Origin of the sequence: Jeotgalicoccus sp. WY2 (genome assembly GCF_018437745.1) — a bacterium.
GTDB lineage: Bacteria > Bacillota > Bacilli > Staphylococcales > Salinicoccaceae > Jeotgalicoccus > Jeotgalicoccus psychrophilus.
The window spans coordinates 2,372,879-2,391,569 of the sequence record NZ_CP049818.1; the positions used below are offsets into that span (position 1 = coordinate 2,372,879).

The window sequence follows — 18,691 nt, forward strand, 5'->3', positions numbered from 1 at the left end:
GAGTGAATCAGGAACTAATTAATGCAGTGGAATTTATTCATAAAGAGAAAAACATTCCGATGGAAGTGCTTGTGGATGCCATTGAAGCAGCGCTGATTACTGCATATAAGAAAAACTATACAGATCATAAAAACGTCTCGATTGATTTAAATATGGAGACAGGTGCTTACCATGTGGTTTCACGTAAAGATGTTGTGGCTGAAGTAGAAGATCCGACTGCAGAAATCGATCTGTTAACAGCACAGAATTATAACCCGGCTTATGAAATCGGCGATCCGTTTGATGAAGACGTGACTCCGCAAGACTTCAACCGCGTAGGGGCACAGGCTGCGAAACAGGCTGTTATGCAGCGTATCCGCGATGCTGAACGCGGCATTTGTACGACGAGTTTATCAGCAAAGAAGACGAAGTTCTGACAGGTCTTATCGACCGTGTAGATCACCGTTTCGTCTATGTTCAGCTTGGTAAAACTGATGCAGTGCTTGCTGAATCAGAACGTATGCCGAATGAGTCATACATTCCAACGACGTATTAAAGTTCGTCAAACAAAGTGGAACAGACGACTAAAGGTTCCTCAGATTTTCGTGTCGAGAACACACCCCAAAGAATCTTCTGAAGCGTTTATTTGAAGAAGAAGTGCCTGAGATTTTTGACGGTACTGTTGAAGTTATGAGCGTTGCACGTGAAGCGGGCGAGCGTTCAAAAATCAGCGTTCACGCAAAAACACTGATGTCGACGCTGTCGGTTCATGTGTCGGTGCCAGAGGTGCACGTGTTGAAGCTATCGTTGATGAGCTGAACGGTGAAAAAATCGATATCGTCCTGTGGGATGAAGATCCGAAAGTATTCGTTAAAAATGCACTCAGCCCGTCACAGGTAGTGAGTGTTAAAGTTGATGAAGATTCTAAATCCACAGTCGTTGTCGTTCCTGACCACCAGTTGTCTTTAGCAATCGGTAAAAAAGGACAGAATGCACGTCTTGCTGCAAAACTCACTGGCTGGAAAATCGATATTAAAAGCGAAACAGATGCTGCCGAGGCTGGCATCAGTCACGACTAGAGGTGAAGAAATGGCACGGAAAATTCCGATGCGCAAATGCATCCTGACGAATGAAATGCATCCTAAAGCAGATTTAATCCGCATCGTTGTAACAAAAGAAGGCGAAGTGTCCGCTGACAAAACAGGCAAGAAAAATGGACGCGGCAGCTATGTCGTGAAAGATCTCGACAAAGTGAATAATGCACGCGCCAAAAGATGCTGGAAAAATCACTCGGTAAAAATACTGAGGAACTTGATCCGGTATACGATGAAATTATCCGTCTTATTTACAGAGAGGATATTCCAAAACGATGAATGATAAAATTTTAAATTATATCGGGCTTGCAACCGGCGCAGGAAAAACTGTTACCGGCGAAGAGAAAACACTCGAGGCAATAAAACCGGTAAAACAAAAGTTGTGTTACTTGCGGCAAATGCGGTAAAAGTACAGCTAAGAGAATTAAAGACAAATGTGCAACGTATGATGTCACAGTAATTGACAAGTACACAAACGAAGAGCTTTCACATGCGACCGGCACATATAACAGGGTCGTAATGGCAATTTCCGACAAGGGATTCGCCAGAAAGATAAAAGAGCTCCTATAGAAGGGATTGGTTCAATGAGTAAAATTAGAATTCATGAGTACGCCAAAGAAACAGGATTAACAAGTAAAGAAATTATCGATTTCCTGGAATCGAAAATATCGAGGTTAAAAGTCACATGTCATCATTAGAAGATGATGTACTTAAAGTCCTCGACGCTCAGTTTAAAAAGAACGCTAAAAAAGCTGATGCAAAGCCGGCTGCTAATAAACCTGCAGCTAAACAGAACAATGCGAAACAAAACCAGCAAAAAAATAATAATAACAACAGAAAACAAAACCAGAAAAATAAGCCAAATACTGCGAAGCCTAAACAGGCTGAAGCTAAAAAACAGGAACCGAAACAAGCGGAACCTGAATCAAAACACTTCACTTACGAAGAAGGTATCACTGTTGGTGAACTTGCAGAAAAATCGGCGTAGAATCTTCAGTTATCGTAAAAGACTTATTCATGTTAGGTATTGTGACAAACATTAACCAGTCACTTGACCAGGAGTCAGTTGAAGTGGTTGCTGAAAACTACGGTTTCACTTCTGAACTTGAAGTGTTTGTAGATGATACCGATCTGACAAACTTCTTTAACTTAGAAGAACAGACTCTCGACGAAGAACGTCCAAGCGTTGTTACAATTATGGGTCACGTTGACCACGGTAAAACAACACTGCTTGATTCAATCCGCAACACGAAAGTGACTGCAGGTGAAGCTGGCGGGATTACTCAGCACGTTGGTGCCTACCAGATCGAACACGGCGATAAGAAAATCACTTTCTTAGATACACCTGGACACGCAGCTTTCACTACAATGCGTGCACGTGGTGCTCAGGTAACTGATATTACTATTCTTGTTGTTGCAGCAGATGATGGTGTAATGCCTCAGACAATCGAAGCAATTAACCACGCGAAAGCGGCTGAAGTGCCGATTATCGTAGCGGTAAACAAAACAGACAAACCAACAGCAACGCAGACCGCGTAATGACTGAACTTGGTGAGCACGGTCTTTATCCTGAAGATTGGGGCGGCGACACTATTTTCGTTCAGCTTTCAGCATTAACAGGCGACGGTATAGACGACCTGCTTGAAATGATTACTTTAGTCGGCGAAATGGCTGAACTTAAAACGACGAGCAACATGCCTGCAGTCGGTACAGTAATCGATGCGGAACTCGACAAATCACGCGGACCTGCAGCGAGCCTGCTCGTCCAGCACGGTACGCTTAACGTCGGAGATTCCATCGTTGTCGGCTCTACATTCGGTAAAGTCCGTGCAATGGTTTCAGACACTGGCCAGCGTATTAAATCAGCAGGCCCGTCTGTACCTGTTGAAATTACGGGTATTAACGATGTGCCTGAAGCGGGCGACCGTTTCGTAGTTTTCAAAGACGATAAAAAAGCACGTCAAATCGGTGAAGCACGCCACGAAAACAAGATTATGAAAGACAGAGAAGTAAACCAGAAAGTGTCACTCGATAACTTGTTCGAACAGATGAAAGAAGGCGAGATGAAAGATCTCAACATCATCATCAAAGGTGACGCTCAAGGTTCGGTTGAGGCACTTGCTGCTCTCACTGATGAAAATCGATGTCGAAGGCGTTAACGTCCGCATCATTCATACGGGTGTCGGAGCAATTAACGAATCAGATGTTACTTTAGCAAATGCTTCAAGCGCGATTATTATCGGCTTTAACGTCCGTCCGGATGTTAATGCTAAGCGTGCTGCAGAGCAAAGCCAGATCGATATGAGACTTCACCGTATTATTTATAAAGTTATCGAAGAAATTGAATTTGCTATGAAGGGTATGCTTGACCCTGAATTCGAAGAACAAGTTATCGGTAATGTTGAAGTACGCGAAATCTTCAAAGTATCTAAAGTGGGTACAATTGCAGGAGCTTACGTTACAGACGGTAAGATCACACGTGACAGCGGTGTGCGCGTCATTCGTGACGGCATCGTTGTATTCGAAGGTGAACTCGATACGCTGAAACGTTTTAAAGACGATGCAAAAGAAGTAACGACAGGTTATGAATGCGGACTTACAATTAAGAACTTCAACGATATCAAAGAAGGCGACCAAATAGAGCCATTCATTATGGTAGAGATTGAGAGGAAATAATTATGTCAACGAGAAATGAACGCATAGCAGAAGAAATTAAAAAAGTGCTTAGCGAAGAAATCCGTACAACAGTTACAGATAAAGAACCGGACATCGGTATGGTTACAGTGACCGAAGTCGAAGTAACGAAAGAAAACGAAACAGCGACGGCTTACTATACGTCATTAAATAATAATAGAGAATTCGTCCAGGAAACTCTGGATAAGTTTAACGGCCTATTCAGAAAAGCTGTCGCATCTAATATTCGTTTACGTAAAGCACCTGAAGTTAAATTTAAATACGATACTTCAATCGACTACGGTAAAAAAATCGAATCACTGTTAAGCGACATTAAAGACCAGGATAAATAATCAAAACAATATAAGCCGCACTCGTTTTCCCGGCCGGGAGTCGGGTGCGGTTTTATTTTTTTACATAAAATAAGCAGGTGAAGATAATGGCAAACAATAATATACACGGCGTGATTCCTGTCGATAAACCCGCAGGCATGACTTCACACGACGTGATTTACAAAATGCGCCGCGTACTCGGCACGAAAAAAGTCGGTCATACAGGTACGCTCGATCCTTCCGTTACAGGTGTTCTTCCAATCGTTATCGGTGACGCGACAAAACTGACTGAAATACTGCAGCAGCGGGACAAACGCTACATCGCGACTGTCACACTCGGGCGCACAACAGATACTGAAGATGCGACAGGTAAAACGATGGAGACCGCTGAGGTCATTGAGGGCAGCATTACTAAAAAGGATGTTCTGTCAGCCATTGAAAAGTTCAAGGGTGACTATTATCAGATGGTGCCGCTGTACAGCTCAGTCCGCGTAAATGGACGTAAATTGTACTGGTATGCACACGAAGGCATTGAAGTTGAACGGCCGTCCCGCACAGTGCAGATTAAAAATCTAAAACTGACTTCAGACGTCCGTTACGAGGACGGGACAATATCATTTGATATCGACGTTACATGCTCAAAAGGCACCTACATCCGCACACTTGCAGTCGATATCGGGGCTGCACTCGGCTATCCAGCACATATGTCATATCTCCGGCGGACAGGCTCATGCGGATTTTCAATTGACGAAGCTATTCGCTTAGATGATTTAAGAGACGGCACAGTCAAAGCAGAGCCGATTCCAATCATCGATATGCTGGACGATATATTAAGACACGATATACAAAATAATGAAGATTTATTATTCCAAATCACACACGGGCAAAAATAGTAAAAAGTGATATATTAACAATGCTGGGGTTAACTGAACTTGATACTATATTATTCACCCGCGGTGAGATGCCGCTCGGAATTTATAAAACACATCCGGAAAAACCTGATCAGTTAAAACCATTTAAAATGTTTAACAACTTATGGGGGACTTATGGAAATAATTAAATTGCACTACCCAAACGATGAAGTACTTTCAAACATAGAGCCGTCAGCTGCAGCATTAGGTTTTTTTGATGGTCTCCATTTAGGCCATATCGATGTTATCGATACGATGAAGGAGATTGCAGAAGCTAACGGCTTAAAAAAAGCAGTCATGACATTCGATCCGCATCCGTCTGTCGTACTGGATCCAAAAAAACAGCGTACAACTTATTTAACACCGTTTGATATTAAAATGAAGAAACTTGAAGAACTGGACATAGATTATGTCTTCGTCATTAATTTTTCCAGTGCATTTGCAGGACTCGATAAAGATTATTTCGTTAAGGAATATATTATCGGCAGCAAAATTAAAGAAGTCATTGCAGGATTCGATTATACATACGGTAAAAAAGGCAGCGGCACAGTCGCTGATTTAAAACAGTATGAAGAATTCAATACGACGGAAGTCGACAAGCACGAACTCGACGATGATAAAGTATCGACGACACGTATCCGCGAATATCTCGATAACCACGAGCTCGATAATGCCAACGCTGCATTAGGGCGCGCTTACGATATCGAAGGCATTGTCGTACAAGGGGAGAAGCGCGGCCGGACAATCGGCTTCCCGACAGCAAACATCGAACCGAACTACCGCTACTTTATGCCGGCAAAAGGTTCATATGCTGTCACGATGACAATCGAAACGACGACACTGTTTATAAAGGTGTGGCGAGTGTAGGTGTTAAACCGACATTCCACGATAATGCGCGCTTAACGACAGAAGTTTACATTTTTGACTTCGCCCGCGATATATACGGAGAAAACGTCACAGTGCACTGGCACCATTTCGTCCGAGACGAAGAAAAATTCGACGGCATCGAGCCGCTGATTGCTGCAATCGATTCCGATGCGCAGATTGCACGACGGATGCTGCAGGATAAATAGTCCTGACTTTTAAAGAGGTCCGGTTTTTATCGTGTAAATGAACACTTGAAAAAGGCATGGGAAACGTATATAATATGACAAGTACCGTATCTTGGCATTGTTGAAACTCCGACGCATGCTCGGATACAGGTGTATATAAAATATTAGGAGGAATTATAATGGCAATTTCACAAGAAAGAAAAACTGAATTAATCGAAGAGTACCGCGTACACGAAACTGATACTGGGTCACCAGAAGTTCAAATCGCTGTATTAACAGAGGACATCAACACATTAAACGAACACTTACGTACGCACAAGAAAGACCACCACTCAAGACGCGGTCTTCTTAAAATGGTAGGTCGCCGCAAACACTTACTAACTTACCTGCGTAACAAAGATGTAGTTAGATACCGCGACTTAATCGCTAAACTTGGTCTACGTCGTTAATTTATAAATTATTAATAATTTTGAACCCGTTTCTCATTGAGGAGCGGGTTTTTTTGATGTGTAAATTCAGTGCATACAAATAATGTAAAAACTATGTGGATTTGTGTAATAAGTAAACCAGTTTTGCTATTTTTGTGTTTAAGTAACTTTTTTAAAAGGAAATCGCTGTTTTCCCGTATATATAGGGTAGAAGGATCTTTTTAAAAAGGAGGAAAATGAATGTATTTAAATGACAGAAATGCAACGGCAGAACTTTTACATTACAGAGCATTGAGCAGGAGGGAGGTTTTAAGTGCAGAGGATAAGCGTGAACTGAAAATATATGAGAACGGATTTTCAGGCGAGTGTTTATACGATAAATTATTCGACGAAACCGGCCACGATAACTTGTATGTTTTTAGAGACGTTTATCTTGCTGCAGGGAAATCAGGTGCGCAGTATGACAGTATTATAATTGCGAATGACACTCTGATTGTTAATGAGATTAAAAACTACAGCGGCGAGTATCAATTTAATGACGGCAGGCTGATTAGAAATAATGAAGTCATTCCTGATAATCCATTTACACAGGTCGACCGGGCAGTCGGGAAATTGTTTCGCATATGCAAGAATGCTAAAGTTACTGTTGATATTAAGGCGAAAGTGATTTTTCCAAACGATGACTTCAGGTTGTATTCGGAAGATACGTCAATTTGGAAAAACGTCGTCATTCGAATGGATATGAAGAAATATTTCAGGCAGTTTAAAGACAGTTATAATACAAAGAAGGCAGATCGTCTGGTAGCATTGATACGCGAGCATGAAACAGTGAACCCGTATTTTAACGGCAGTTCGAATGTTGGGCAGATTCGTAAAGGACTGTACTGCGGAGAATGCGGAAGTTTTGAGCTGGAGAAGGGCAGGTTCCAGTTAACATGTGCCAAGTGCGGTACAATAGAGAGTAATGAAACGCACCTGCTCCGCGCGATGAGCGATCATAAGTTTCTGTTTTACAATCACCCAATGACGAAGCGGTCCATACTGGAGCTGATAGACTTCCAACTTCATAAAATTACAGTCCTTCGTGCGCTTCAGAAACATTGTGATGTAATAAAAAAGGAAGACAAACATCATATACTTTTAAGTACTATGATTTCAATGTAGCCATCACAAAAACCAAAAAAGTACAGAGATATAAGGATAAAGTTAGTGATGTGATAAAGGAACCGAAAGATTTCAGCCTATAGTAACAATCAGCAGCTTTCATAGTGTCGCAGCAGCATCAAAGTAACAATGAACAGCTTTCATAGTGTCGCAGCAGCATCAAAGTAACAACGAACAGCTTTCATAGTGTCGCAGCAGCATCAAAGTAACAATGAACAGCTTTCATAGTATCGCAGCAGCATCAAAGTAACAATGAACAGCTTTCATAGTGTCGCAACAGCATCAAAGTAACAATGAACAGCTTTTATAGTAACGAAACCGTCATTCTCCAACGCCTAAATCACGCACGAAATCCATCCTCACCCCCAATTCCTTTTTATATATATTTTAGAACAAAAATGATATGATAATTATAAGTGCCAAAGCTAAGGAGAGAAAACAAATTATGAATGAACAGACTAAACAAGTGTTTGAAACTGAGTGGGGCGGTCGCCCGCTTATTATAGAGTACGGGGAAATGGCTAAGCAGGCGAGTGGTTCTGTACTTGTGCGTTACGGCGATACAGTAGTGCTCTCTACAGCGACAGGGTCGAAAGAACCGAAGAATATCGGCTTCTTCCCGTTAACAGTAGCTTATGAGGAAAAAATGTACGCAGCAGGGAAAATTCCCGGCGGCTTTAACAAGCGTGAAGGGCGTCCGAGTGAAGATGCTACGCTGACTAGCCGTTTAATCGACAGACCAATCCGTCCGTTATTCCCGGATGGCTACCGTCACGATGTACAGGTAATGTCTATGGTCTTATCTGCAGACAACGATGCTTCTCCGCAAATGGCAGCAATGCTCGGTTCTTCGATGGCGCTAAGTGTATCGGATATTCCGTTTGACGGACCGATTGCCGGCGTAACTGTCGGTTTAATCGACGGGGAGTTTATCATCAATCCGACAGTGGAACAGATGGAAAAATCGGAACTTGAACTTCAAGTGGCGGGTACTTACGACGCAGTAAACATGGTAGAGGCAGCGGCACAGGAAATTCCTGAAGATATTATGTTAAAAGCGATTCTTTTCGGTCACGAAAACATTAAAGAACTTGTGCAGTTCCAAAACGACGCGATTGCACAGATTAATCCGGTTAAACGCGAAGTAACTATCGATGAAATCGATGGACAGTTCCGCGCCGAAGTAACAGCTCAGGCCGAAGCGCAGGAGCTTTATGCTAAAATTCAGGAAAACGACAAGCAGACAAGGGAAGAGAATATTACTGCAGTGAAGCAGAATATTATCGCGAGTTTCGACGAAGATGCTGAAGATTACGAAACGTTAGTTTCAGAGGCTTCAAAAGTATTCGACGAGCTAGTTAAAGCTGAAGTCCGCCGTCAGATCACAGACGATAAAGTCCGTCCTGATGGCCGTGAACCGGCTGAAATCCGCCCGTTAAATTCACAAGTAGGACTATTGCCCCGCACGCATGGTTCAGCTTTATTTACACGTGGACAAACGCAGGCGCTATCTGTCGCAACACTCGGCGGTCTTGGTGAACACCAGATCATCGACGGTCTTGGCGAAGCAGATAAGAAACGCTATATGCACCACTATAACTTCCCGAATTTCTCTGTTGGTGAAACAGGTCCAATCCGCGGGCCGGGCCGCCGCGAAATCGGTCATGGTGCATTAGGGGAACGTGCATTACTGCAAGTTCTTCCTAGCGAAACTGAATTCCCGTACACAATCCGTGTCGTGTCTGAAGTGCTTGAATCAAACGGTTCATCTTCACAGGCATCAATCTGCGGTTCGACGCTTGCATTAATGGATGCAGGTGTACCAATTAAAGCACCGGTTGCAGGTATTGCAATGGGGCTTGTTAAAAAAGGTGAGAACTATACGATTCTGTCTGATATTCAAGGTATGGAAGATGCGCTTGGAGATATGGACTTTAAAGTTGCCGGTACACCTAAAGGTATTACTGCAATTCAAATGGATATTAAAATCGACGGTTTAGGTGAAGCGATTTTACAGGAAGCACTTGAGCAGGCACGCATCGGCCGTCTGCACATTTTAGAAAATATGCTTGCAACAATCAGCACGCCGCGCGTTGAATTATCAGCGCATGCACCGAAAGTTGAAGTTATGCATATTAAACCTGCTAAAATCCGCGACGTTATTGGACCGGGCGGTAAGAAAATTAATGAAATTATCGACGAAACAGGCGTTAAGCTGGATATCGAACAGGATGGTACTGTATACATCGCTTCAAACGACCAGGATGCAATACAGGCTGCTCGTAAAATTATCGAAGATATTACACGCGAAGCGGCTGTCGGCGAAATTTATAACGGTGAAGTGCGACGCATTGAAAAATTCGGTGCATTCGTTCAGCTCTTCCCGGGCAAAGACGCTCTTGTGCACATTTCACAGCTTGATACTGAACGTGTCAACAAAGTTGAAGATATCGTTAAAATTGGCGATAAAATCCGCATAAAAGTTACTGAAATCGACAGACAGGGACGAGCTAATGGCTCCCGTAAAGTATTACTTGAAGAAGATAAAGAGAAAAAGAAGACTAAATAGCACTGCCGGAAATTAACAAGGAGGACATTAATGTGAATAAAGAAACTAAAAAAGCACATGTGAAAATCGTTCCTCTCGGCGGCGTTGGTGAGATTGCAAAAAACATGTATGTCGTTGAAGTTGACGACGATATGTTTATTCTCGATGCGGGTCTTATGTTCCCTGAAGATGAAATGCTGGGTATCGACATTGTCATACCTGACATTTCATATGTTTTAGAAAATAAAGATCGCCTGAAAGCAATTTTTATTACTCATGGACATGAAGACTCAATCGGTGCAATTCCTTATATTATTCAAGAATTAAACGTGCCTGTTTACGGCTCGCGTTTAACACTTGCTCTAATTAAAGAACGTCTGAAAGAGAAGAACGTTAAAAAGAAAGTTAAGTTTTACGCAATTAACAATGAATCAGTAATGAAGTTCGGCAATACCGATGTAGAATTTTTCGAAACATCGCACAGTATTCCGGATTCTTACGGAATCAGCTTGAATACACCTTACGGTGCAGTCGTTTATACGGGCGAATTCAAATTCGACCAGAGCTTAAAAGGCAACTACGACTACAACATGTCGAAGATGTATGCACTCGCTGCTAAAAACAAAACACTCGCGTTAATCAGTGACTCAACAGAAGCTGAGAAACCGGGCTATAACGTGGCAGAAAACCTTGTTGAAGGGGCAATTCTGGACGCTTTCCAAAAATCTAAAAAACGTATTATTGTATCATGCTATGCGTCGAACTTCGTACGTATCCAGCAGGTGCTGACTAATGCTGCGAAAGTGAACCGTAAAGTGTCGTTCTTAGGACGCACGCTTGAATCTTCATTTAAAGTAGCGAGAAAGCTCGGCTATTTTGATATTCCTGACGGACTTCTTTTACCAAGTCATGAAATTAAAGATTATCCTGATAATGAAGTAGTCATTATTGCAACAGGCTCTCAGGGTGAACCAATTGAAGCACTTGGTAAAATGTCACGCGGCCAGCACGAAGTAACGAATATTAAAGAAGGCGACGAAGTTTATATCTTAACAACGCCGTCATCAAATATGGAAGTTGTACTGTACACGACGCTTAACGAACTCGTTAAAGCAGGTGCTGTAATCAACACGCCATCTAAAAATATTCATGCTTCAGGCCACGGGCTTGCTGAAGAGCTTAAAATGATGCTGAACATTTTTAATCCGGAACACTTCATTCCTGTACAGGGTGAATTTAAAAACCAGATTGCCCACGCGCGTCTGGCGACTGAAACAGGCGTTAAAGCGGAAAATATTTTCCTCCTTGAAAAAGGTGACGTTGTTCAGTTTGACGGAGAGAAAATGTACAGCACTGAAAAAGTCGAAGCCGGCAATGTATTAATTGACGGCAGCGGTGTCGGCGATGTGGGTAACATCGTTCTGCGCGACCGCAGACTGCTCTCTGAAGACGGAATCTTTATCGCAGTCGTGACAATCGACCGCGAATCGAGAGCAATTATGGCTGGACCTGAAATTCAATCCCGCGGTTTTGTTTACGTTAAAGAATCGGAAGCACTTATGAAAGAAGCTGCCGAACACGTAAGAGGTATTGTCGAAGACAATATCAGTGCCGGTAAAATTGAATGGAGTGTCTTAAAACAAAATATCAGATGACCTCGGTAAATTCCTATACGATGAAACGAAGCGTCGTCCGATGATTATTCCAATCATTTCTGAAATATAATAGAGTAAAAACGACGGAGATATTAGGATAACCTTATATCTCCGTTGTTATAATTAAAAAGTGAAAATGAAGGTGGTAAAAGATGGCGACTAAACGAAAGCGCACTGCGAAAAAGAAAAACAATGATAAGAAAACGTATTATGCGAGTTTTGCTTTAATCATTATTATTTTACTTATCATTACAGTATTCCAGCTGGGCCTCGTTGGTGAATATGCCGATGCTGTGTTTAATTTTCTTTTTGGTACGAGCCGCTACTTTACATACCTCGTGTTATTGCTCGCGAGTTTTTATTTGGCGACACATTTAAAATTCCCGTTTACAAAACGCATGCTCGGTTATTTTATGATGCAGTTCGGCCTCTTGTTCCTGCTGCATTCGATATTGTATTTATCCGACCGGTCGAGAACAGACAGTTATTTTACATTTAACGATATGCTCGCTATGACCCGTGAACCGGGCTTAGATTTTACCGGCGGAGGAATTATTGGCCAGACGCTGTTTAACTTTTCAGCAACCAGCATCAGTTTCTTCGGTACGCTCTTAATCGGCTTAATATTCATTTACCTGAGTATTATTATCGTCCGTCATAAGAGCATTGAAGAATCGCTCCGCAATGACTTTAACTTTGTTATCAGAGGTTTAACTGCCATAGGTGCAGGAATCGTCAGTCTGTTTGAAAAACTTGCAGAGTGGTTTAAAAACCGTCCGAAGAAAGAAAAAGAGAAGAAGGCTAAAAAGCCTGCACCAAAACCTAAAGCAGAGCCGATAATCGAATCGCCGGCTGCAGACGAGCCTGTAGAAAAACGCGCGGACAAGAAACGTAAAGCACGCTTCAGTAAAAAAAGAGCTAAGTGAAACGGATCCGCTCTTAGCAGAAGCTGACGAATACGTCGAACCGGAAGTGTACGATTCGGAAATTCTGATGGAAGAATATAAAGACGCACCGGTGCCTGACGATATGACTGCAGAAGAACACACGCCCTTAAAATTGAAGAAGAGGTTGCGGAGAAGAAAGAACTTGAATATGATACGCCGGATGACGACGGGGCGATTGATATTCCTGAAGGCGAGGCTGGCGACAGTGAATTTGATGAGTTTGACGATAAAGAACTCAAGCAGCTCATCGAGTATAAGCTGCCGTCAATTGACTTGCTGAATGATGCTGAACCGACAGAAAAAGTCAGTAACAAAGAAGTCATTCAACAGGGACGCATCCTTGAAGAAACACTTAAAAACTTCAATGTAAACGCCAAAGTATCTAAAATCCGTATCGGTCCGGCAGTAACACAATTTGAGATTCAGCCGGATGTTGGAGTGAAAGTCTCTAAAATTATTAATCTTCAAAATGATATTGCACTTAGTCTTGCAGCCAAAGATATTCGTATTGAAGCACCGATTCCAGGTAAATCTGCCGTTGGTATTGAAGTGCCGAACTCAGTAGTCAGTATGGTCACTCTGCGTGAAGTGATTAAACGTAAATCATCTGACAATCCGCTGGAAGTTGCACTGGGTAAAGATATTTCCGGTGCACCGATTATGGCTGAGCTTAACAAGATGCCTCACCTGCTTGTTGCAGGTTCAACAGGAAGCGGTAAGTCCGTTTGTATAAACGGCATTATCGTCAGCATTCTGTTAAATGCGAAACCGCATGAAGTTAAAATGGTTATGATCGATCCTAAAATGGTTGAGCTGAATGTCTATAACGGCATTCCGCATCTATTGGCACCGGTCGTGACGAATCCGCAAAAAGCGAGCGATGCTTTAAACCGCGTCGTCAGCGAAATGGAACGCAGATACGATCTGTTCAGTGCATCGCATACGAGAAATATCGAAGCATACAATCAGTACCTGGTCCGCCAGGCAGAAGATCCTGAAAAAGTTCAGAAGCTGCCTTATATCGTCGTTATTGTCGATGAGCTGGCAGACTTAATGATGGTCGCATCAAAAGATGTCGAAGCATCGATTACGCGTATTGCCCAGATGGCACGTGCAGCGGAATTCATTTAATTATCGCAACGCAGCGTCCGTCTGTTGATGTTATTACAGGTATTATTAAAGCGAATATTCCGTCCAGAATTGCCTTCAGTGTAAGTTCTCAGACTGACTCCAGAACGATTATCGATTCGATGGGAGCAGAAAAACTGCTCGGGCGCGGGGACATGCTGTTCCTGCCGTCAGGCCGTTCGAAACCGATTCGTGTTCAGGGCGCATTTTTAGATGATGATGAAGTAACGGATATCGTGAAGTTCATTACAGACCAAATGAAAGCAAATTATGAGAAATCAGTTATAATGAATCAGAAAGAGACAGTAAGTGCGCCTGTAGAATCGGAAGATGAATTATATCCCGATGCGAAATGGTTTGTAATCGAAGAACAGCGTGCGTCAGCAAGTCTGCTGCAGCGTCAGTTCAGAGTCGGCTACAACCGTGCAGCGCGTCTCGTTGATGATTTAGAAGCGAATGGTGTCATTGGACCTGCAAGCGGTTCTAAACCTCGCAGTGTCTTAATTGAAAACCACGAAGATTAGTTAGGAGTTTTTTTAAATGACAGGTGTAGACAAAAGAGTCATTAATAATGTGCCAATCGTAAAAATATATACAGAAAAATTTAAAACAGTTGTTGAGCGTGTACTTCAGAGCACCGCTCACAGGTACTGATGTCACAAGACGAAGCCTCTTGAGCCGAATGATGATTAAACAGACGGACAGACTCACTTCAAACGCAGTGCTGCTTGAATATTTAGCAGAACATTACGGTGCGCATCTTACATCGAATGTCGTTAAAAAAGGCAGCGACCATATCGTTAAATTCTCAATTGAATTCGTCAATGATAAATTCATTATGGAAGATATGATATGCTTGGTGATATTACAGCGCTGTTAAAAGATGTATTCAGCACGCCGTTTAATTATGATGAATCGGATGAAGCGTTTTTCCAGCGTGAAAAACGTCTGATGGCAAATCGTCTGAAGAGCATGAAGGATAATCACGCACAGCGTGCATTCGAGATGCTGCTGGAAACGATGTTTGAAACAGAAGACTACAAGTATTTATCATTCGGTGATTTAGACAGCCTCGCATCTTTAACATTGGAAGATGTTAAAGATGCGCACAGCCGCATGATGACAGATGATTATGTCTGTGATCGTTGCGGGTAAAGTCGAAGATAATGTGTTCGATCATTTAGCCCGTCTTCATGAGCATGACGAAGTAAAAATGTATCCGTATAAAGGCTACCCGGTGCGTCCTGCTGGCGAAGTGAAATACGAGACCGCTTACGAGCGTATCGAGCAGGCTAAAGTGAATCTCGGCTTCCGCGTGCAGTATTCGGAGTCAGGCGACGTCATGGCGCTGAACGTCTTCAATCAGATGTTCGGCGGCAGTGCAGCATCGCTCCTGTTTACGAACATCCGCGAGAAAATGAGTCTGGCATATTCAATTCATTCACAGGTCGACGTGAAAAACGGCTATATGTTTGTACTGGCAGGCGTCGATAACGATAATATCCAGGTGTTTGAAGACGCGGTGAAGAGAGAACTACAGCGTGTGATTGACGGCGACTTTGAAGAAACATTCGTCGAAGAAATTAAACGCAATATGCTTTCAAACCGTAAAGAATCGATGGATAAGCCGCGCGGTTTAATATCACTAAATTACAATACACTCTTAAAAGAACAATCGATAAAAACCCCGGTGAAAAGCTGGACGGAACAGCTCGATGCAATTACGAAAGACGATGTCATTCAAATTGCTCGGAAAATTAAACTTGATACAGTATTTACGCTGAAAGGCGGTATAGATAATGACAAATAAATTTACCACTGTCCGCTATGACCACCTGGACGAAATCGTTCATAAGCAAGTAATGGATAATGGCCTTGAGGTTTTTATCATCGATAAAAAAGGCTATAACAAAAAGTTTGCAACGTACACGACGAAATACGGTTCTGTGGACAATCACTTTAGAGCAAATGGCGAAGTTCACAACGTGCCGGACGGTATTGCGCACTTTTTAGAACATAAAATGTTCGATAAAGAAGCAGGCGACGTGTTCAATAAATTTTCTGAAATGGGTGCGAGTGCGAATGCATTTACATCGATTGACAGAACGAGTTATTTATTCAGCACGACAGAGAATTTCTTTGAAAATCTGCAGCTGTTAATGGACATGGTTGAGATTCCATATTTCACTCCAAAAAAAGTGGAAAAAGAAATCGGTATTATCAATGAAGAAATTAAAATGTACCAGGATAATCCCGGCTACCGTCTCTACCATGAAACGCTGAATGCAATGTATGAAAACTCACCGGTGGCAATCGATATTGCGGGAACGCTTGAATCGATTTCAGATATTACGGCTGAGCATTTATACTTATGCCATAAAACGTTTTATGCACCGGACAATATGGTAATGATTTTAGCAGGCGACTTTAATATAGAAGAAACATTTAATTATATAGAAAAACATCAGGGTTCGCGTCCGGATTTTCTGCCGTCAGATATTGAACGGTTTACGCCGGAAGAGCCTTATGGTGTTAAAACGCCGCAGAAAGTAATGGAGCTTGCGGTATCGACACCCAAGGTGATGCTCGGATTTAAATCACTGCCCGATGACAGTGACAACGAGACGCGTGAACGCCGTGATACGGCGATGCTGTTTGCTTTAGACATGGTCTTCGGCGAACAGTCACCGTATTATGAAGAGCTGCTTGAGCGCGGTATTATCGATGATTCATTTAACTTTGCTTACCAGGAAGAAGAAATGGTCAGACATACACTGATGGCAGTGGAAACTGACGATTATGAAACATTTACTGCAGAAATAGTGCGTTATTGACGAAGTAAAAGAAAAGGACTTCTTTACGGAGAAACGTCTGAAGAGTCAAAAACGCGAACTGATGGGCGATTATTTAACGAGTCTGAACTCGCCTGAATATATTGCAAACCAGTATACTAAATATTATTTCGACGGCTATGATTTATATAATGTACCTAAAGTTGTCGACAGTATTACGCTTGAAGATGTTAAGAATTATTTCAACAGTTCAATCGACACGAAAAACATGGTCGAAGTGATCGTGAAGGCTTATGAATAATATCGTCTTAGTCGGTGCGACAGGTGATATTGGAAAGAGTATTCATGAATGTTTAAAAGACGATAAGCTGATTACTTTCTCGCACAGAAATACCCCTGAACTTAAAAGTACGCATCACTATCTTGACTTATCAGAGCCTTTTAAAGAAAGTGAAATTGAGGATTGCTTTAACGGGCTAAAAACAGTTGATACGCTGATTTTTACGCCGGGTGAGGCATTGTTCGAGCTGATCCAGGACACCAGGCTTGAACAGGTGGATGCGCAGTACAACGTCAGTGTCAGAGCGCTGATTACTTTTATCAAAGTACTGCTGCCGAAACTGAGGCAGAGCGGCTCTGCGAGTATCATCGTGATTTCAAGTGTCTGGGGCACCTATGGTGCAAGTATGGAAAGCATCTACAGTACGTTTAAAGGGGCCCAGGAAACGCTTGTTAAATCCCTCGCGAAGGAGCTGGCACCGTCAAATATTACAGTTAATGCTGTAGCTCCCGGTGTCGTCCGTGGTAAAATGACCTTAAAGCTGAACGAAGAAGACATTGATGATGCTGGAAGACCTCCCGCAGGGCCGTTTAATCGAACCCCGGGAAGTGGCATCAGCGGTAGAATATTTAATATCTGACAATGCGCGGAGCATTACTGGAGAAGTTTTAAAAATTAACGGGGGATGGTATACGTGAATACTGAAAAGCCTAATTTTTATCCGGAACGCGACGAAGAAGTATATTTAGAATATAAAAACCTGGATGACCGTCCGGGACTGCTCGGTGATATTTTAAGTTTAATGGGGAATATCGGACTCAGTATTAAAACGATTAACGGTGTGGAATTATCCCAGCGCGCTCTGCTGGTCCGGACGGATGATTTGTGGAAGCTGGAACGCTTTAAATGGATTTGCGATCATGTCGATGAAATTGAAGTCGGCAAAATGCGGACACCTACAATTACTGATAGATTAACGCTCCGCCACGGCAGATTTATTAAACGGGCAGAAGAAAATAGAAATATTTTCAGATTCACCCGTGCAGAAATCAGTGTCGTCGTAGACTTCTTAGCAATTTTATTCGATATCGATGAAACGTTCTTAATCGGCGTCCGCGGCATGCCGCGTGTCGGGAAAACTGAGTCGGTTGTCGCCGGCAGTGTGTCGGCAGGAGATAAATGGCTGTTTCTGTCCTCGACGATGCTGAAGCAGACGGAACGCACGAGTCTCCACAAGCAGGAATACGATAAGGGCAACGTTTATATAATAGACGGTGCGGTAACATCAAAATCAAAAAGTATGGATCATAAGCGTCTGGTCAATCAGGTCATTAAATATGATGGAACGACAGTTGTCGAGCATCCGGATTTATTAATCGATGATCCCTTCTTTAAATTAACACAGGATGACTTTGATTATATTATTGAAATCCGCGAACATGAAGAGCAGGAAATCACTTATGAAAAACATAAGAAACGTCACTGGTTCGAAAGTGACAATATGGACTTTTTCTAATTGGAGCTAACAAACTATGAAACTTGGGACATATTTACAAAATAAACGTGAAAAATCAGGCATCACTTTAAAAGAAATGGAGCGCGGTTCCGGTATAAACGGAGCGTTATTCAAATTATTGAAGCGGGCGACCTGACACAGCTGCCTGAACCTAAACACGCACGCTTTCTAATTAGAAAATATGCAGATTTC

At 42.4% G+C, this 18,691-nt stretch carries 16 protein-coding genes and 6 pseudogenes; all 22 read left to right on the top strand.

Going from position 1 to position 18,691, the window contains the following annotated elements; genetic code table 11:
- Positions 1 to 2 precede the first annotated feature (2 nt).
- Positions 3 to 1,046 (top strand): annotated as a pseudogene (nusA, locus tag G4D76_RS13665) (transcription termination factor NusA); the annotation flags it as partial.
- A 22-nt stretch (positions 1,047 to 1,068) separates the two neighbouring features.
- Positions 1,069 to 1,352, top strand: a pseudogene (gene rnpM, locus G4D76_RS13670) (RNase P modulator RnpM).
- On the top strand, positions 1,349 to 1,480 hold the full coding sequence (locus G4D76_RS16320) for a hypothetical protein (protein WP_256440504.1): 132 nt from the start codon (positions 1,349 to 1,351) through the stop codon (positions 1,478 to 1,480). The pseudogene rnpM and the gene G4D76_RS16320 overlap by 4 nt, the downstream one beginning before the upstream one ends.
- Before the next feature lie 177 nt (positions 1,481 to 1,657).
- Positions 1,658 to 3,749: pseudogene (gene infB, locus G4D76_RS13675) on the top strand (translation initiation factor IF-2).
- A gap of 2 nt (positions 3,750 to 3,751) precedes the next feature.
- Positions 3,752 to 4,099 (top strand): 30S ribosome-binding factor RbfA, encoded by a 348-nt coding sequence (rbfA, locus tag G4D76_RS13680; protein ID WP_026858386.1) that lies wholly within the window; start codon positions 3,752 to 3,754, stop codon positions 4,097 to 4,099.
- A gap of 86 nt (positions 4,100 to 4,185) precedes the next feature.
- Complete coding sequence (truB, locus tag G4D76_RS13685; RefSeq protein ID WP_250130024.1) at positions 4,186 to 4,971, top strand: tRNA pseudouridine(55) synthase TruB; 786 nt, start codon at positions 4,186 to 4,188, stop codon at positions 4,969 to 4,971.
- 20 nt (positions 4,972 to 4,991) lie between these two features.
- Entirely contained in the window at positions 4,992 to 5,138 is a 147-nt protein-coding gene (locus G4D76_RS15620) for a hypothetical protein (protein WP_250130025.1), read from the top strand.
- Positions 5,125 to 6,062: pseudogene (gene ribF / locus G4D76_RS13690) on the top strand (riboflavin biosynthesis protein RibF). The gene G4D76_RS15620 and the pseudogene ribF overlap by 14 nt, the downstream one beginning before the upstream one ends.
- A 158-nt stretch (positions 6,063 to 6,220) precedes the next feature.
- Positions 6,221 to 6,490, top strand: a complete 270-nt coding sequence (gene rpsO / locus G4D76_RS13695) for a 30S ribosomal protein S15 (protein ID WP_026858383.1) — start codon at positions 6,221 to 6,223, stop codon at positions 6,488 to 6,490.
- Between the two features lie 219 nt (positions 6,491 to 6,709).
- Positions 6,710 to 7,633, top strand: a complete 924-nt coding sequence (locus G4D76_RS13700; protein WP_213810157.1) for a nuclease-related domain-containing protein — start codon at positions 6,710 to 6,712, stop codon at positions 7,631 to 7,633.
- 445 nt (positions 7,634 to 8,078) lie between these two features.
- Complete coding sequence (gene pnp, locus G4D76_RS13705; RefSeq protein ID WP_213810158.1) at positions 8,079 to 10,202, top strand: polyribonucleotide nucleotidyltransferase; 2,124 nt, start codon at positions 8,079 to 8,081, stop codon at positions 10,200 to 10,202.
- 26 nt (positions 10,203 to 10,228) lie between these two features.
- Positions 10,229 to 11,906, top strand: a pseudogene (locus tag G4D76_RS13710) (ribonuclease J).
- Between the two features lie 82 nt (positions 11,907 to 11,988).
- On the top strand, positions 11,989 to 12,762 hold the full coding sequence (locus G4D76_RS13715; protein ID WP_213810159.1) for a DNA translocase FtsK 4TM domain-containing protein: 774 nt from the start codon (positions 11,989 to 11,991) through the stop codon (positions 12,760 to 12,762).
- Between the two features lie 267 nt (positions 12,763 to 13,029).
- Positions 13,030 to 14,435: pseudogene (locus tag G4D76_RS13720) on the top strand (DNA translocase FtsK); the annotation flags it as partial.
- Between the two features lie 149 nt (positions 14,436 to 14,584).
- Positions 14,585 to 14,791 carry a hypothetical protein gene (locus tag G4D76_RS15625; protein WP_250130026.1) on the top strand — a complete coding sequence of 69 codons (207 nt, stop codon included), beginning with the start codon at positions 14,585 to 14,587 and terminating at the stop codon, positions 14,789 to 14,791.
- A complete protein-coding gene (locus G4D76_RS15630; protein WP_250130027.1) occupies positions 14,764 to 15,066 on the top strand; it encodes a hypothetical protein in 303 nt (100 codons plus the stop codon). Before G4D76_RS15625 ends, G4D76_RS15630 begins: the two co-directional genes overlap by 28 nt.
- The gene (locus G4D76_RS15635; protein WP_250130028.1) at positions 15,038 to 15,721 is read left to right on the top strand and encodes a M16 family metallopeptidase; all 684 of its coding nucleotides are present in this window, start codon (positions 15,038 to 15,040) and stop codon (positions 15,719 to 15,721) included. Before G4D76_RS15630 ends, G4D76_RS15635 begins: the two co-directional genes overlap by 29 nt.
- Positions 15,711 to 16,745: an EF-P 5-aminopentanol modification-associated protein YfmH gene (gene yfmH / locus G4D76_RS13730; RefSeq protein ID WP_250130029.1), complete on the top strand. Its 1,035-nt coding sequence runs from the start codon at positions 15,711 to 15,713 to the stop codon at positions 16,743 to 16,745. Before G4D76_RS15635 ends, yfmH begins: the two co-directional genes overlap by 11 nt.
- A 61-nt stretch (positions 16,746 to 16,806) precedes the next feature.
- The gene (locus tag G4D76_RS15640; protein ID WP_250130030.1) at positions 16,807 to 17,004 is read left to right on the top strand and encodes a hypothetical protein; all 198 of its coding nucleotides are present in this window, start codon (positions 16,807 to 16,809) and stop codon (positions 17,002 to 17,004) included.
- A complete protein-coding gene (locus G4D76_RS13735; RefSeq protein WP_256440505.1) occupies positions 16,997 to 17,623 on the top strand; it encodes an SDR family NAD(P)-dependent oxidoreductase in 627 nt (208 codons plus the stop codon). The genes G4D76_RS15640 and G4D76_RS13735 overlap by 8 nt, the downstream gene beginning before the upstream one ends.
- Positions 17,592 to 17,681: a hypothetical protein gene (locus tag G4D76_RS16325; protein ID WP_256440506.1), complete on the top strand. Its 90-nt coding sequence runs from the start codon at positions 17,592 to 17,594 to the stop codon at positions 17,679 to 17,681. Before G4D76_RS13735 ends, G4D76_RS16325 begins: the two co-directional genes overlap by 32 nt.
- A complete protein-coding gene (locus G4D76_RS13740) occupies positions 17,678 to 18,499 on the top strand; it encodes a DUF3388 domain-containing protein (RefSeq protein ID WP_250130031.1) in 822 nt (273 codons plus the stop codon). The genes G4D76_RS16325 and G4D76_RS13740 overlap by 4 nt, the downstream gene beginning before the upstream one ends.
- Positions 18,500 to 18,691: the final 192 nt, after the last annotated feature.